Annotated in this window: 16 protein-coding genes and 2 rRNA genes; 14 read left to right on the top strand and 4 right to left on the bottom strand. The window is 42.4% G+C overall.

Annotation, left to right across the window (positions count from 1 at the left end; all coding sequences use genetic code 11):
• The first annotated feature begins 163 nt into the window (after positions 1-163).
• The 6 genes from EL242_RS10415 to rraB all read left to right on the top strand — a co-directional run bounded on the left by EL242_RS10415 (position 164) and on the right by rraB (position 5933).
• A 23S ribosomal RNA gene (locus EL242_RS10415) occupies positions 164-3062 on the top strand.
• Positions 3063-3151: 89 nt separating this feature from the next.
• Positions 3152-3267: ribosomal RNA gene (rrf, locus tag EL242_RS10410) — 5S ribosomal RNA — on the top strand.
• 356 nt (positions 3268-3623) lie between these two features.
• Positions 3624-4454 (top strand): ZIP family metal transporter, encoded by an 831-nt coding sequence (locus tag EL242_RS10405; protein WP_126302529.1) that lies wholly within the window; start codon positions 3624-3626, stop codon positions 4452-4454.
• Between the two features lie 3 nt (positions 4455-4457).
• Entirely contained in the window at positions 4458-4874 is a 417-nt protein-coding gene (locus EL242_RS10400) for a DUF805 domain-containing protein (protein ID WP_126302528.1), read from the top strand.
• Between the two features lies 1 nt (position 4875).
• Positions 4876-5487 carry a ribosome biogenesis GTP-binding protein YihA/YsxC gene (gene yihA, locus EL242_RS10395; protein ID WP_126302527.1) on the top strand — a complete coding sequence of 204 codons (612 nt, stop codon included), beginning with the start codon at positions 4876-4878 and terminating at the stop codon, positions 5485-5487.
• Positions 5488-5501: 14 nt separating this feature from the next.
• Positions 5502-5933 (top strand): ribonuclease E inhibitor RraB, encoded by a 432-nt coding sequence (gene rraB / locus EL242_RS10390; protein ID WP_126302526.1) that lies wholly within the window; start codon positions 5502-5504, stop codon positions 5931-5933.
• 66 nt (positions 5934-5999) lie between these two features.
• On the opposite strand, the gene tusA is transcribed toward rraB, so the two are convergent.
• A complete protein-coding gene (gene tusA / locus EL242_RS10385; RefSeq protein ID WP_126302525.1) occupies positions 6000-6242 on the bottom strand; it encodes a sulfurtransferase TusA in 243 nt (80 codons plus the stop codon).
• 10 nt (positions 6243-6252) lie between these two features.
• Here tusA and pepQ point away from each other — a divergent pair, with 10 nt between their 5' ends.
• Genes pepQ through nudC form a run of 5 tightly spaced genes read left to right on the top strand, consistent with a single transcriptional unit; the run spans position 6253 to position 10344 of the window.
• Entirely contained in the window at positions 6253-7575 is a 1323-nt protein-coding gene (pepQ, locus tag EL242_RS10380) for a Xaa-Pro dipeptidase (protein WP_126302524.1), read from the top strand.
• Between the two features lies 1 nt (position 7576).
• Positions 7577-8062, top strand: coding sequence for an FxsA family protein (locus tag EL242_RS10375; protein ID WP_126302523.1), 486 nt, complete (start codon positions 7577-7579; stop codon positions 8060-8062).
• The gene (locus EL242_RS10370) at positions 8062-8910 is read left to right on the top strand and encodes a DMT family transporter (protein ID WP_126302522.1); all 849 of its coding nucleotides are present in this window, start codon (positions 8062-8064) and stop codon (positions 8908-8910) included. The genes EL242_RS10375 and EL242_RS10370 overlap by 1 nt, the downstream gene beginning before the upstream one ends.
• 20 nt (positions 8911-8930) lie before the next feature.
• Positions 8931-9590 carry a pseudouridine synthase gene (locus EL242_RS10365; protein WP_232019711.1) on the top strand — a complete coding sequence of 220 codons (660 nt, stop codon included), beginning with the start codon at positions 8931-8933 and terminating at the stop codon, positions 9588-9590.
• A complete protein-coding gene (gene nudC / locus EL242_RS10360; protein ID WP_006249791.1) occupies positions 9583-10344 on the top strand; it encodes an NAD(+) diphosphatase in 762 nt (253 codons plus the stop codon). Before EL242_RS10365 ends, nudC begins: the two co-directional genes overlap by 8 nt.
• Positions 10345-10417: 73 nt before the next feature.
• Here nudC and EL242_RS10355 read toward each other — a convergent pair whose 3' ends face one another.
• Together EL242_RS10355 and EL242_RS10350 are read right to left on the bottom strand one after the other, a co-directional pair.
• Positions 10418-12085: a ribonucleoside-diphosphate reductase subunit alpha gene (locus EL242_RS10355; RefSeq protein ID WP_126302520.1), complete on the bottom strand. Its 1668-nt coding sequence runs from the start codon at positions 12083-12085 to the stop codon at positions 10418-10420.
• Complete coding sequence (locus EL242_RS10350) at positions 12072-13049, bottom strand: ribonucleotide-diphosphate reductase subunit beta (RefSeq protein WP_006253235.1); 978 nt, start codon at positions 13047-13049, stop codon at positions 12072-12074. The genes EL242_RS10355 and EL242_RS10350 overlap by 14 nt, the downstream gene beginning before the upstream one ends.
• A 350-nt stretch (positions 13050-13399) precedes the next feature.
• On the opposite strand from EL242_RS10350, the gene dusA reads away from it, so the two are divergent.
• Genes dusA through EL242_RS10335 form a run of 3 tightly spaced genes read left to right on the top strand, consistent with a single transcriptional unit; the run spans position 13400 to position 15394 of the window.
• Positions 13400-14377, top strand: a complete 978-nt coding sequence (gene dusA / locus EL242_RS10345) for a tRNA dihydrouridine(20/20a) synthase DusA (protein ID WP_126302519.1) — start codon at positions 13400-13402, stop codon at positions 14375-14377.
• Positions 14378-14399: 22 nt separating this feature from the next.
• The gene (locus tag EL242_RS10340) at positions 14400-14906 is read left to right on the top strand and encodes a DUF2301 domain-containing membrane protein (RefSeq protein WP_126302518.1); all 507 of its coding nucleotides are present in this window, start codon (positions 14400-14402) and stop codon (positions 14904-14906) included.
• 23 nt (positions 14907-14929) lie between these two features.
• On the top strand, positions 14930-15394 hold the full coding sequence (locus tag EL242_RS10335) for a hypothetical protein (protein ID WP_126302517.1): 465 nt from the start codon (positions 14930-14932) through the stop codon (positions 15392-15394).
• A 74-nt stretch (positions 15395-15468) separates the two neighbouring features.
• Here EL242_RS10335 and leuD read toward each other — a convergent pair whose 3' ends face one another.
• A complete protein-coding gene (gene leuD / locus EL242_RS10330) occupies positions 15469-16071 on the bottom strand; it encodes a 3-isopropylmalate dehydratase small subunit (protein ID WP_126302516.1) in 603 nt (200 codons plus the stop codon).
• Positions 16072-16073: the final 2 nt, after the last annotated feature.

Below are 16073 nucleotides of genomic sequence, written 5' to 3'. Positions count from 1 at the left end.
GAGAGATTTTCTGTAGGGACATATTAGATATGTCCCCAAGTGAAAGTCTGAGTAGAAAAAATCTTGACTGAACAAAAGCAGTCAAGTGTTTAGTTGTAAAACTGACTTCATTGTTTTTTACTTTTTATTTCTAAGAAGTTTTAGAAAACATTTGAGGTTGTATAGTTAAGTGACTAAGCGCACAAGGTGGATGCCTTGGCAATCAGAGGCGATGAAGGACGTGCTAATCTGCGAAAAGCTTGGATGAGTCGATAAGAGGCGTTTAATCCAAGATGTCCGAATGGGGAAACCCAGTAGGTGAAGAACCTACTATCACCCAGTGAATACATAGCTGTGTGAGGCAAACCGGGAGAACTGAAACATCTAAGTACCCCGAGGAAAAGAAATCAACCGAGATTTCGTTAGTAGCGGCGAGCGAACGCGAAAGAGCCAGTTAGTGATAGCAGTGAAGTTAGGGGAATGTTCTGGGAAGGACAATCGTAGAGGGTGATAATCCCGTACCTTAAAACTCCATTGTGGTACTAGGCTAACAACAAGTAGGGCGGGACACGTGATATCCTGTTTGAAGATGGGGGGACCATCCTCCAAGGCTAAATACTCCTGATTGACCGATAGTGAACCAGTACTGTGAAGGAAAGGCGAAAAGAACCCCGGCGAGGGGAGTGAAATAGAACCTGAAACCTTGTGCGTACAAGCAGTGGGAGCAGATTTATTCTGTGACTGCGTACCTTTTGTATAATGGGTCAGCGACTTATATTTTGTAGCAAGGTTAACTGAATAAGGGAGCCGAAGGGAAACCGAGTCTTAACTGGGCGTCTAGTTGCAAGGTATAGACCCGAAACCCGGTGATCTAGCCATGGGCAGGTTGAAGGTTGGGTAACACTAACTGGAGGACCGAACCGACTAATGTTGAAAAATTAGCGGATGACTTGTGGCTGGGGGTGAAAGGCCAATCAAACCGGGAGATAGCTGGTTCTCCCCGAAATCTATTTAGGTAGAGCCTTGAGCGGACACCTTCGGGGGTAGAGCACTGTTTCGGCTAGGGGTCCATCCCGGATTACCAACCCGATGCAAACTGCGAATACCGAAGAGTGATACTCAGGAGACACACGGTGGGTGCTAACGTCCATCGTGGAGAGGGAAACAACCCAGACCGCCAGCTAAGGTCCCAAAGTCTATATTAAGTGGGAAACGAAGTGGGAAGGCTTAGACAGCTAGGATGTTGGCTTAGAAGCAGCCATCATTTAAAGAAAGCGTAATAGCTCACTAGTCGAGTCGGCCTGCGCGGAAGATGTAACGGGGCTCAAATATAGCACCGAAGCTGCGGCATCAGATGAAAGTCTGTTGGGTAGGGGAGCGTTGTGTAAGTCGATGAAGGTGGATTGAGAAGTCTGCTGGAGATATCACAAGTGCGAATGCTGACATAAGTAACGATAAAACGAGTGAAAAACTCGTTCGCCGGAAGACCAAGGGTTCCTGTCCAACGTTAATCGGGGCAGGGTGAGTCGGCCCCTAAGGCGAGGCTGAAAAGCGTAGTCGATGGGAAACGGGTTAATATTCCCGTACTTGTAATAACTGCGATGTGGGGACGGAGAAGGTTAGGTTAGCAGACTGTTGGATGTCTGTTTAAGCCGGTAGGTGGAGCGTTTAGGCAAATCCGGACGCTTATTAACACCGAGAAGTGATGACGAGTCTCTACGGAGATGAAGTAACTGATACCACGCTTCCAGGAAAAGCCACTAAGCTTCAGGTTATTATAAACCGTACTATAAACCGACACAGGTGGTCAGGTAGAGAATACTCAGGCGCTTGAGAGAACTCGGGTGAAGGAACTAGGCAAAATAGCACCGTAACTTCGGGAGAAGGTGCGCCGGCGTAGATTGTAGTGTCTTGCACACGAAGGTTGAACCGGTCGAAGATACCAGCTGGCTGCAACTGTTTATTAAAAACACAGCACTCTGCAAACACGAAAGTGGACGTATAGGGTGTGATGCCTGCCCGGTGCTGGAAGGTTAATTGATGGTGTTATCGAAAGAGAAGCTCCTGATCGAAGCCCCAGTAAACGGCGGCCGTAACTATAACGGTCCTAAGGTAGCGAAATTCCTTGTCGGGTAAGTTCCGACCTGCACGAATGGCATAATGATGGCCAGGCTGTCTCCACCCGAGACTCAGTGAAATTGAAATCGCCGTGAAGATGCGGTGTACCCGCGGCTAGACGGAAAGACCCCGTGAACCTTTACTATAGCTTGACACTGAACATTGAATTTTGATGTGTAGGATAGGTGGGAGCCTTAGAAGCAGTCACGCCAGTGATTGTGGAGGCGTCCTTGAAATACCACCCTTTAACGTTTGATGTTCTAACGAAGATTGCGGAACGCGGTCTCGGACAGTGTCTGGTGGGTAGTTTGACTGGGGCGGTCTCCTCCCAAAGAGTAACGGAGGAGCACGAAGGTTTGCTAATCACGGTCGGACATCGTGAGGTTAGTGCAATGGTATAAGCAAGCTTAACTGCGAGACAGACAAGTCGAGCAGGTGCGAAAGCAGGTCATAGTGATCCGGTGGTTCTGAATGGAAGGGCCATCGCTCAACGGATAAAAGGTACTCCGGGGATAACAGGCTGATACCGCCCAAGAGTTCATATCGACGGCGGTGTTTGGCACCTCGATGTCGGCTCATCACATCCTGGGGCTGAAGTAGGTCCCAAGGGTATGGCTGTTCGCCATTTAAAGTGGTACGCGAGCTGGGTTTAGAACGTCGTGAGACAGTTCGGTCCCTATCTGCCGTGGGCGTTGGAGAATTGGTTGGGGCTGCTCCTAGTACGAGAGGACCGGAGTGGACGCACCACTGGTGTTCCGGTTGTGTCGCCAGACGCATTGCCGGGTAGCTAAGTGCGGAAGAGATAAGTGCTGAAAGCATCTAAGCACGAAACTTGCCAAGAGATGAGTTCTCCCACACTATAAGTGTGTAAGGGTTGTTGGAGACTACGACGTAGATAGGCTGGGTGTGTAAGTGTTGTGAGACATTGAGCTAACCAGTACTAATTGCCCGAGAGGCTTAACTATACAACGCTCAAATGTTTTTAGGCTTGTTTTTGTATTGAGAAGAACGAATAAAGAAAAGATAAAGAAATCATAAGATAGAAAGGAATTTTCCCGACGACAAGAGTGCTGTGGTCCTACCTGACCCCATACCGAACTCAGAAGTAAAACGCAGTGACGTCGATGGTAGTGTGGTGATTCGCCATGTGAGAGTAGAGCATCGTCGGGGTTTTAATTTTAAGCGGGATTAAGTGAAAGCGAAAAGTGACAAAAGCGGAAACTTAATCAAAAGCGAAGCGCAAAGCAAAAACGAATAAAAAGTAAAAAGCTAAGAACAAGTAAATAAAAAGAAGAGCCGCCTGTAGAGATACAGGCGGTTTTTTGTTGTGGTGGTAAAGGTAAAAAACTCACGGAAAATGACCGCTTGTTAGGATTTTCATTGTATTTATGAAAGGGAAATGCAAGCGGTCGTTTTTTTATGAAATTTTACAAATGAAATCTTTATTGAGCTTTTGTTTATACTATGTTAATGAATCTGAATCTTTGATAGAATGAGCCAATATTGATTTTAGTTGGTACTGTTTCTTGTTTGAATATTTCCTTTCACTTTCTCCTGTATGGCAAGCTTTTCTAGCCGGTTTATTTTCTTGGGGGTGTACGATTTTCGGCTCATCATTTGTCTATTTTTTTAAATCGGTCAATCGAAAATTATTAGACAGTATGATGGGCTTTGCTGCCGGGGTGATGATTGCAGCCTCGTTTTGGTCTTTGCTTGCACCTTCTTTAGAATATGCCGAGGCGGATTATGGCTCTTTAGCTTGGTTGCCTGCAGCGATTGGCTTTCTTGCCGGCGGAGCTTTTATTCGATTAATTGACTATGTTGTGCCGCATTTGCACTTGAGTAAGCCGATTGAGCAAGCTGAAGGAAATGATCAACTTAAACAAGGCTTATCAAAATCTACTTTGCTTTTTCTTGCGATTACGATTCATAATATTCCAGAAGGATTAGCCATAGGGGTGGCTTTCGGTGCTTTGGCAACCCAAGTTTCAGGCGTAGATGCTTCCATTATGGGAGCTATCGGTTTGGCAATCGGAATAGGGTTACAAAACATTCCCGAAGGCTCGTCACTTGCATTGCCAATTCGAGGTGAGGGGCACAGTCGGAAGAAAGCATTTTGGTATGGCTCTATGTCAGCAGTGGTTGAACCTATTGCAGCGGTGATTGGGGCAGTTTTTGTGCTATCGATGGCAGCTATTTTACCTTATGCTCTTGCTTTTGCTGCCGGAGCGATGATTTTCGTGGTGGTAGAAGAATTGATCCCAGAATCGCAAAGTTCGGGCAATACCGATATTGCGACTTTAAGTTTGATGTTGGGCTTTGTGGTAATGATGGTACTTGATGTAGCTTTAGGATAGAAAATGATTTGGTATAAAGCACTTTTTAGTTTTAACGGTAGGCTAAACAGACAAGGTTTTTGGATTGGATTTGGAATCAACTTTCTTTTCCTGTTTGTGGTTGCGATGTTGATAAATTTAGCTGATTTGTCTTTATTAAGTGTGCTGCCGCTTGTAATTACAGGATTTAGCCTGTCTGCTATTATTATCAAACGATTACACGACCGCAATCGTTCGGGAAAAGCCTTGTTAATGGTGTTAGTACCGATTATTTGTTATCTCGCAGCCCCTTATTCGCAAGGAATTATGCAGATATTACTAGGACAGGTAATGCCGGCATTTATTGGAATGTTGCTCTTTTTAGAATGGGGCGTATTTGCCGGTAATCCTGAACCGAATCAATATGGTGAGCAAGGCTTATCTTTTAAATTTAGAGAATAAAATGAAATTAAATTATCATAAAACCCATTTTTTAACCTCCGCACCGGATATTCGCCATTTACCGGAAGATACCGGTGTTGAAATTGCGTTTGCCGGGCGTTCAAATGCCGGTAAATCGACCGCCTTGAATGCGTTAACTAACCAAAAAAGTTTAGCCCGTACGTCCAAAACACCGGGGCGAACGCAGTTGATTAACTTGTTTGAGGTTGAGCCGAATTGTAAGTTGGTGGATTTACCCGGCTATGGCTATGCAGCAGTACCTGAACAGATGAAAATCCAATGGCAAAAGGCATTAGGTGAATATTTACAAAAGCGTGAATGTTTAGGCGGTGTGGTGATTTTAATGGATATTCGCCACCCGTTAAAAGATTTAGATCAACAGATGATTGAATGGGCAGTGTCGGCCAACTTGCCGGTGTTACTGCTGTTGACCAAAGCGGATAAGTTAAGCCAATCGGCACGTTCTAAGCAGGTAAAAATGGTAAGAGAAGCGATTTTACCGTTCCAAGGCGATATTCAAGTAGAGGCTTATTCCGCACTGAATAAAATCGGTATTGATAAGCTGTCGAACAAATTAGATAGCTGGTTTGCACCAGAATTAATCACAGAATAAGTAAGGAATTCAATATGTACAATTTCGATGAATTACGCACAGAAACCGATGAAATCATTTCATCATTATTAGCCGATGGTTCAGATCCTGAAGCCCTTTATATTATTGAACACCACGTTGCTCACCACGATTTTGATAAATTGGAAAAATTAGTAGTTGATGCCTATAAGCTGGGCTATGAAATTTCCGAAGCGGAAGAAGTGGAAGACGAAAACGGTAAAGTGATTTTTGTATGCGACATTGTGAGCGAAATTAACCTCAATGCCGATTTAATTACCGCACAACAAAAAGAGTTACTGCCATTAATTGAAAAAGCCGGTGCTGAGTATGAGGGCTGGGGAACCTACTTTGAAGATCCGAATGCTGATGAAGATGAGTACGGCGATGACGGTGAATTTTTCGATGATGAAGATGACGATTTTGAGGACGAACCTCGCCGTCATTAATTAAAACAAGCGGTCGATTTTGTGCATAAATTTGCAATTTTATGGCTAAAATCGACCGCTTGTGGTTTATTCCAAGCCCTTTTTAATCCAATAATGGTATGGAGTGGAGTCCACTTCTTTTTGAATTAATTGGTGATCCATAAATTCGCAGAAACTCGGAATATCGCGGGTGGTAGCTGGGTCATCGGCGATGATATGCAAAATTTCCCCTTCTTCCATACTACGGATTGTTTTACGGGTGAGCATCACCGGCTCGGGGCAACGTAGCCCTAAGGTATCTAATTCTTTATTTACAGTTAATTGAGTCATTTTATTCCTTATGAAAAATCTATTTTCTACGCATCTCGCACGTTTGCAGCAGACAGTGCAAAGTTTACTGGAAAATGCCTTTTTAGACGGTTTATGGATTTATGCCGGCAAGGCAAAAACCTTATTTTTAGACGATCAAACCGCCCCGTTTAAAATTAACCCTTATTTTAATTACTTTTTCCCGTATCCCCAAGCTGAAAATTGCTGGTTATTTTTAGATGGCAAAAATAAGCCGAAAGTCTATTTTTATGCCCCTGAAGATTATTGGGTTTCTACTTCCAAAGTGCCAACGGAGGCATTTTTCGCTACGGAATTTGAGTGGATTTTGTTGAGAGCAGAGAATGAAATTGCAACCTTTATCCAAAATCCGACCGCTTGTGCCTTTATCGGTGAAGATGTTGAGCTAGCCAAAAAGTTAGGCTTTAACCATATTAACCCGCAGAAAGTGCTGAATAGCCTGAATTTTGCTCGCTCCATCAAAACGGAGTTTGAAATTGAAAGTATTTACCAAGCCCAATTTTCAGCGTTAAAAGGGCATCAAGTAGCAAAAGAGGCATTTTTTGCCGGCAAAAGCGAATTTGAAATCAACCTTGAATATTTGAAAGCGACGCAGCAATCTGATCTCAATGTTCCTTATGGCAATATTGTGGCGATTAATCAAAATGGTGCGGTGCTACATTATACGGCGTTAGATTTTGGCACCCACGCAAAACGCCACAGTTTTTTAATTGATGCCGGCACAACGGTAAATGGCTATGCCTCCGATATTACTCGCACCTATGCCTTTGACAGCAGTTCTGAATTTGCCGAGCTGGTGGCGAAAATGGAACTGTTTAAGTTACAAATTATTGCCGAGCTGAGTATTGGGGTGAACTACCTGCATTATCACACCCGAATGCAGCAGCTGATTTCGCAATTATTAGTGGAACATCAATTTATTCATCTTTCAGCCGAGCAAATTTTTGAACAAGGGATTAGCCGTACGTTCTTCCCACACGGACTAGGGCATTTATTGGGTATTCAAGTGCACGATGTGGGCGGTTTTCAGCAAAATGCCCGAGGCAGCCATAAAGCTCCCCCTGAGGTTTACCCCAGTTTGCGTTGTACCCGTGAGCTACAGGAAAATATGGTGCTTACCATTGAGCCGGGTTTCTATTTTATTGAAATGCTACTTAAGCCTTGGAAAAATAGTACCTTATCTTCAGCCTTTAACTGGCAGAAAATTGAGGCTTTTAAAGCCTTTGGCGGGATTCGTACCGAAGACAATATTGTCATGCGAGCCAATGGTGCAGAAAATCTGACGGCAAACGCTGCCGCAACGTTGGGAGGGTAATATGCCTATTTTAGCGATTCTGTTTGGTATTTTCTTTTATATCTATTGCGAAATTTCACTGCTGGTGAATATTGGCTCGACCATTGGTGTGTTACCCACGATTTTATTGCTGGTCGTGATTTCATTTTTAGGGTTGTGGATCGTGAAGTTAAGAGGCGTTTATACCCTCTTTTCCATCAAGCAAGATTTAAGCCAAGGCAAGATACCGACTGAAGCAGTCGGCAACTCGGTGATGTTTATTTTAGCCGGTATTTTGCTGATTATTCCCGGCTTTTTAAGCGATATTTTAGCGATTTTATGCGTGTTACCCTTTAGCCGAAAATGGATTCAAGCCTTAGTAATTAACAGCGTGAAAAATAAGGTGTTTATGCGTTTTACCTCGCAAAACACCCATTTTCATTCACAATCGCCTCAAGATGGCAATACTTTTGATGCCGAGTTTGAACGCAAGCCGGATCCACAAGATGAAATCAAAAGGATCAAATAGTGGAGAAAAGAACACTTGCATTGCTTAAAGTTCACGGCACAGCGGTTTTATTTGGTGCTTCGGGGATCTTCGGAGCATTAATTCAAAGCTCGGCTGAAACTATTGTGCTTGGGCGGGTGGTGATTGCTTTTGCCATCATCTCTTTGTATTTTTTATGGAAAAAACAACCGCTTGTAAAGCTCAATTTACAGCAAGTTACCCAACTGGCATTCTCTGCTGGCCTATTGTCTGCCCATTGGGTCACGTTTTTTGTGGCGGTTAAAGTAGGCGGTGTGGCGGTAGCAACCTTAGGTTTTGCCAGCTTTCCGGCATTTGTAGCGTTATTTGAAAGCCTGTTTTTCCGTGAAAAATTACGCTTTCGTGAAGTGGTGTTGTTAATTGCTATCACGGTTGGTTTAATTTTAGTTACCCCTGAATTTACCTTTGGTAATCAAGCCACTCAAGGATTATTGTGGGGTGTGTTATCCGCTTTAGTTTACGGCATTTTGGCGGTAGCGAATCGCCGTACAATGAGCAAAATTTCCGGCGTGCAAGCAAGCTGGTGGCAGTATATTTTTGCCACTCTGTTTCTATTGCCTTTCTCAATCACTGAATTTCCAAGTGTTTCCGCCCAAGATTGGTTTTGGATTTTCTGTATCGGTTTTTTGTGTACCACTCTTGCCTATACCCTGTTTATTTCCAGTCTTGATACCATCAACGCCCGTACTGCCTCAATGATTATTTCTCTTGAGCCGGTGTATGCGATAGTGATTGCGTGGCTCTGTTTTGGTGAAGTGCCAACACTTAAGATGATTATCGGTGGGGCAATTATTTTACTGTCTGTTGCGTGGGCGAACCTGAAAAAATGAAACAACCAACCTTTAAAAGAATGACCAACAAGCGGTCAAATTTTGCTAAAAATTTGCAAAAAAATCCGCAAAAACGACCGCTTACCTTTGCGGAAACCACTGTTGTGTTGCTCAATAAGCCTTATGATGTGCTGACCCAATTTACCGATGAACAGGGGCGAAAAACGCTAAAAGATTTTATTCTGATTCCTAATATTTACCCTGTCGGGCGGTTGGACAGAGACAGTGAAGGATTGCTGCTTTTGACCAATAATGGCGACATTCAGCACCGTTTAGCTCACCCGAAATTTGACAAGCAGAAAACCTATTGGGTACAAGTGGAAGGTGTGCCACAGCCGGAGGATTTAGCCAAACTAGCAAAAGGGGTGGAATTAAAAGATGGTTTGACCAAGCCTGCCAAAGTTAGGGCGATAGCAGCACCTGATTTTGCTTGGCATATTGCCCCGCAAATTCGTGAGCGGAAAACCATTCCGACCAGTTGGATGGAATTGAGTATTGCTGAAGGGAAAAATCGCCAAGTCAGACGAATGACTGCACATATCGGTTTCCCGACTTTACGGTTAATTCGTGTTGGGATAGGCCAGTTTAGATTAGGCAATTTAGGCTGTGGTGAGTTTCAAGTGCTATCTGAAAATGAAAAACGTAAGTTGTTTACACAATTAGGATTGAAAGATGAATAAAGGATATTGGATTATCGTCAGCGATTTTGATATTGCCTTGGAGGCTGGGGAAATTCCATTCGGAAGTGCGGAAGAGCTGGGCTTAAGTGGACGTGAGAAATTAACCATCGGGCAATATCAAGGCTCGCCGGCTTATTTGGTGAAGGCGTTAGAATCGGATAATCAGCGAGAGTTTGCTTATTTAAGAAGCCAAATTAACCGACCACCCGAACTGTCTCATTTGTTGCATCGAGCTGTTTCGCTTAACCATTTCTTTCAGACTCACCAATTTTGCGGAAAATGTGGCGAGAAAACCATACTGGCAAGCGATGAAATTGCAATTTACTGCAATGCGTGTGGCAATCGAGCTTACCCAACGATTAGCCCGTCAATTATTGTGGCGGTGCGAAAAGGCAGACAAATCCTACTAGCTAATCATCTACGCCATAAAGGCACAATTTATACCACTTTAGCCGGTTTTGTCGAAGCCGGTGAGGCGGTAGAAACTGCGGTGCATCGTGAAGTGTTTGAAGAAACGGGCATTAAAGTGAAAAATGTGCGTTATTTTGGAAGCCAACCTTGGGCGTTTCCCAATTCATTAATGCTAGGTTTTTTAGCGGATTATGAAAGCGGTGAAATTCAGCTACAGGAAGAAGAAATCTGCGATGCAAAATGGTTCGACTGTGAGGAAAGCTTACCTGAAATCCCACAACAAGGCACAATAGCTTTTGAGCTGATTCAAGCTACCTTGAAGTTATGTCGGGAGAGTAAATAATTTTGTGTTAAGAGTAGGGTACAAAAAATGCTGAATAAATGATTATTCAGCATTTTTAGTTTTACAGCTTTACTTACCCTTCGCAACTTGAGCAGCTTAATAGGTTACGGTTAAATACCTGTGCTGCACTCATTGAGTTTTGGTAGTAGATGGATTTTAAGCCCAGCTCTTCTGCTGTTAAGTATAATTGGTTAAGATCACGAGCCGGTGTGGCAGGGTGGATCATCACATTAATACTTTGCCCTTGGTCAATATATTTTTGACGTTGAGCAGCTTGCTGAATCACGCTTAATTGGCTGATTTCGGCAAAGGTTTTAAATACTTCTTTTTCGTGCTCGGAAAGCTGTTCTAAATGCTGAACCGAACCATCATTTTGTAAAATAGACGTCCAAATTTCTTCGGTGTCTAGGCCTTTTTCTTGGAGTAATTTCTCTAAGAACGGGTTTTTATACACGGTTTTGATCTTCGCTAAATCTTTTACATAGTAGTTGGATTTAAACGGCTCTACCGATGGCGACACACTGCCTAAAATAAAGCTACTGGATTTAGTTGGAGCAATACTCATTAATGTGGTATTACGGCGACCATAGCCCTCGAGAATTTCCGGCTCGCCAAAACGTTGAGCTAATTCTTGCGAGGCTTTCAAGGTTTTCTCTTGAAGTGTTTTGAAAATCTCGTTATTTTTTTGCATCGCTTGGAAGCTGTCAAAGGCAATATTATTTGCCTGTAGGTAGCTATGCCAGCCCAACACGCCTAAACCTAATGCACGATGGCGACGGGCAAAGCGGTTTGCACGGTCTAAGAATGGAATTGATTGACTTTTCTCAATAAATTCACTCATTACGACATCAAGGAAATAGGTTAATGTTTCTGGTGCATCGGTATCTTTCCACTCATCAAAGTAGAGTAGATTCATAGACGATAAACAGCATACGAAACTTTCTTCGTTGCTTGAAGGCAACATAATTTCAGTACATAAGTTAGAGGCGTGAATCGTCATATTTTTATCTTTATAGACATCGGGACGACCTGCGTTGGCATTGTCTTTAAAGAATAAATAAGGGATACCGGTTTCGGTTTTACGTTGTAACAATTTTGCCCAAAGCTGACGTTTGTATGGATCGCCGGCTTTCATTGACTCTAACCAATCGTGACCAACACACACACCGTAATACATTAATTGAATTGGGTTACCTTCGGTGTGAATATCCAACCATTCGTCAATATCGCCGTGTTCAATATCAATATAACCGGCAAACTGACCTTTGCGTGATGTTCCTTGTGAAATCACGTCAATCACAGTGTCAAATAATTTACTGAAGTTAAATGAGCCGTCTGATTTACCGTTGTTTTTAATTAACGAGCCACGCGGACGAATATCGCCAAAGTAGGCGGAAGTACCTCCGCCAATTTTACTCATCATGCCCACTTCAGCGGTTGTTACCATAATCTCGTGGATAGAATCGCCGATGTAGCTACCAAAACAAGAAATCGGTAAGCCACGATCTAAACCGAAGTTTGACCAAATTGGCGAAGAAAGCGAGAAGTAGCCTCTTGCCATATAGTGATAGAATTTATCGGCATAGCCTTCAATGCCGAGTTTACGTTCTGCGTGTTCGGCAATAAAACGAATGCGGTCTAATGCGGTTGTGCCTTCCAATAAATAGCCACGTTGTAAGAATAAACGGCTGTCTTCATTAAGCCAGTGGAAGTCTGGGCGGTCAGTATTAAAATAAGTCATCTGCGGTAATCTGTTTCATTTTTTTAGAATAATCGGTGCTACGTTTGTTAAAGAAATCGGTTTCTTTAGTTGAAAGAATTTCAATATCAAACCACTCAGTCTCTTTTAATAATTCAGGGTCGATGTCGTGTGGCGGCTCTAACCCTAAAATGCTTAAAGAATTGTTGTAACGGTTTTTAATGTAATTTTCTACCGTCGCTTTGGTGATAAAGCTTAAATCACCTTCTTCGAAAATCCAGTCTAAGATGCCACGTTCTGCTTCAAACGCTTGATTTGCCAAGGTTTGCAAATCTTCAAAAAATTCTGGTGTGAATAGTTCACTGTGTTCGTCACGTAAAATTTCGTATAACGCAATTCCGAATTTACCGTGAATTTCTTCCTCTTTTGAGGTGGCTTCAACCGCATTGGAAATCCCTTTAAACAGGTTTTTATGCTTGTTGAACGACATCATAATAATAAACTGTCCAAACAATGAAATATGCTCAACAAATAAAGAGAACAGCACTAACGATAAAACAAATTCGCCTTTGCCAGCATCTTTATCTTTCATAAAACTTTCCATATAACGAATGCGGTTCATTAATGGTTCAATTTCATGAATTTGACTGAACATTTCATTTAGGCCTAATTTTTCCAATAGGAACGAGTAAGCATCTTTATGGCGAACTTCACTTTCAGCAAAAGTACCGCCTACATCGTCCATCTCCGGTTTTGGGAAATAGCGGTATAACTCACCCCAGAAACGTTTTACGTTTACTTCTACTTGTGAAATTGCAAGCATTGCTCGGGTTAACACGTGACGTTCGTGATCGTTAATAGTGGTGCGATAGTCTTGAATATCGCCGGTGAAGTTAAATTCGGTGTGTAACCAGTAAGAATGGCGAATTGCATCTTTAAATTCAAGAAGCTCAGGATACTCATACGGCTTAATATTTAAGCGTTTTTGGAAGAGGTTTCTAGACATATTCGTAGGCTCTATCTTAAAGTTTATGTTTGGAACTGGTAGATGATTGTATGCAAAAAAAGTTTCAAGACAAGTCTTGACAAACACTCTTTTTTATTGGTCTTTGGTAGCTTATTGATTTATAAAGAAAAATAATTTTGTAAATTTTTGCTTCAATATGTTGTGTGTGATTTGATGTTGAAACACTATATATTGTGTTTTGAGGTTGTTTTAAAAGTGCGCAGATAGATGGGGAAGCCTTGAGGAAACTATGTTTATCTGGCTTTTTCGAGTATGATGGCTGCTTGTTTTGAATCGCTTACAAGCGGTTATTTTTTGCTGATTTTTTACCGCTTTATTTTGATATTTTTATGACTAACGAAATTCAACCTTTTTACCGTGGACGTTTTTCGGTTGCTCCAATGTTAGATTGGACAACCCGTCACTGCCGCTATTTTCATCGCCAATTTAGTCGTCAAGCCTTGCTTTATACCGAAATGATCACCGCCCCGGCGATTATTCACGCCAAATATGATTTGTTGGAATATGATCCGAGCGAGAATCCGGTGGCTTTGCAACTGGGTGGAAGCGACCCGGCACAGTTGGCTCATTGTGCCAAATTGGTGGCAGAGCGAGGCTATGCCGAGATTAATCTAAATGTCGGTTGCCCGTCAGACCGAGTGCAAAACGGCATGTTCGGGGCTTGCCTGATGGCAAAAGCGGATTTAGTGGCGGATTGTATTAAAGCAATGCAAGAAGCGGTGGAAATTCCGGTCACGGTTAAACATCGTATTGGGATTGATGATTTAGACAGCTATGAATTTTTGTGTGATTTTATCGAAAAAGTGCAACCTTATAGCAATGATTTTATCGTACACGCCCGCAAGGCGTGGCTGACAGGGTTAAGCCCGAAGGAAAACCGTGAAATTCCGCCTTTAGATTATGATCGGGTTTATCAGCTCAAGCGAGATTTTCCGCATTTAAAGATTAGCATCAATGGCGGCATTAAAACCATTGAGGAAATTAAACAGCATTTGCAGTTTGTTGATGGGGTAATGGTAGGGCGTGAGGCCTATCAAAACCCGTCAATGCTAGGCGAGATCGATTCGCAAATTTTTAATGAAAATCGACCGCTTGTAACTGCAAAAGAAGCGGTGGAAAAGATGTTCCCTTACATTGAACGAGAGTTAGCAAAGGGTGTCTATTTAAATCATATTGTTCGCCATATGCTCGGAGCATTCCAACATTGTAAAGGGGCAAGACAGTGGCGTCGTCATTTAAGTGAAAATGCCACTAAACAAGGAGCTGGTGTAGAAGTAGTGGAACAAGCCCTTGCGTTTATTGGCTAATTTATTGTTTAAGGAGGCAGTTATGGCAGATCCACATATCAAATCCCCAATGGATTTTTTGGATTATTTAACCATCATCATTTACCGCAGCGGTTTTGTGTTAGCTACATTGATGTTGCTTTTATTGCCTTATTATCCGCAAACGGCACAATATGGTTTATTAGTATCTGGCACAATGTTGGCTTCATCTTTACATCTTTATGCCAAATCGTTTCGCCTGATTTTCCAATTTTCTGCTTGGATTGGTTTACTTGGTGCTGTGTTTAATTTCCCTTTGCTTGCGTTCGGGGCAATGCTACTGGTGATCGGCGGATTAAGCTATAAAGAATATTTCTGTTTTAGAGTATTCGGCTTAAATTTCCAACCGCTTTTAGTGGCGGCATTGTGGATTGCTTTTGCACTAGAATGGCCTTTATTAGTGCAAATTTTAAGCCTTGTCTGTGGCTTGTTGCTTCTTGTGCTGAGTATTCAAAAATGGCGAATGCCGCTGCATTTTGATATTGGCGATAAAAGCAAATATCAGATTTAATTTAATATTTTATCGGGATTTTTATGAATAAATTCAAAATTGCTTTAATGGCAACAGTGGCAATTGGCTTATTTGCTTGTACGCCCTCACCACAATCAAACTCAACTAAGCAACAAGCACAGGTTGGATATTTGAAACAGAATATCAGCCAAGCGGAGTTGAATAATCCGAAAGATTTTAAGCGTTATAGCTATTATTGTAAGAATTTCTTAACAGGGGGGGGTTCTTACCTTGCGACTTATTTCCCGCTTTGGTCTGAAAGCCGTAAGCAAGAGAATTTTGGTATCTATTTCCAGTTAGATAATGGAAAAGTATATCCTTTCGACCATATTGCGAATATTAGTTTGAACGGGAGAGGAACCAAATTTGAAGTGCGTTATCGTTCTTATCAACCGATTGAAGGTGGTTTCGTGGAGTTAGTGGCACGAGAGTTCATTTCAACCTATTATAAGAACAATGTACCGTGGTTAGAGTGTAGAGAAGGTTAATTGCCTAAAAGAAAATTGCTAAAAAGAAAACGGATAGCACTTTAAAGATGCTAGCCGTTTTTATTATGTCTGAATTAGCGTAAAAATGCCGGAATGTTTTTCTCATAAGCTGCAATCGCTGCTTCGTGTTGAAGTGTTAAGCCGATATTATCCAAACCATTTAATAAGCAGTGGCGGCGAAATTCGTCTAACTCAAAGCGATAAACTTTCTCGCCAACAGTTACAGTCATCGCTTCCAAATCAACGTGGATCTGTTTTCCTTCATTTGCCCACACCCATTGGAAGATCTCTTCGACTTCCCCTTCGGTTAATTTAATCGGCAACATATGGTTGTTTAAGCTGTTATTGTAGAAAATATCCGCAAAACTTGGGGCGATCATTACTTTAAAACCGTAATCTGCCAATGCCCAAGGGGCGTGCTCACGAGAAGAGCCACAGCCTAAATTTTTACGGGCGAGTAAAATGGTTGCACCTTGATATTGTGGGAAGTTCAGTACGAAATCGGGGTTGATTTGGGTCTCTTCCGCATCTAAATAACGCCATTCATGGAAAAGGTGCTTACCAAAGCCGACACGGGTAATAGCTTGCAAAAATTGTTTTGGAATGATTGCGTCGGTGTCTACGTTCGCTGCATCAAGAGGAACGACCAAGCCTGAATGTTGTTTAATACCTGCCATTT

Source organism: Mannheimia haemolytica, from assembly GCA_900638155.1.
GTDB lineage: Bacteria > Pseudomonadota > Gammaproteobacteria > Enterobacterales > Pasteurellaceae > Mannheimia > Mannheimia glucosida.
This window is presented reverse-complemented; position numbering and strand designations above follow the sequence as displayed.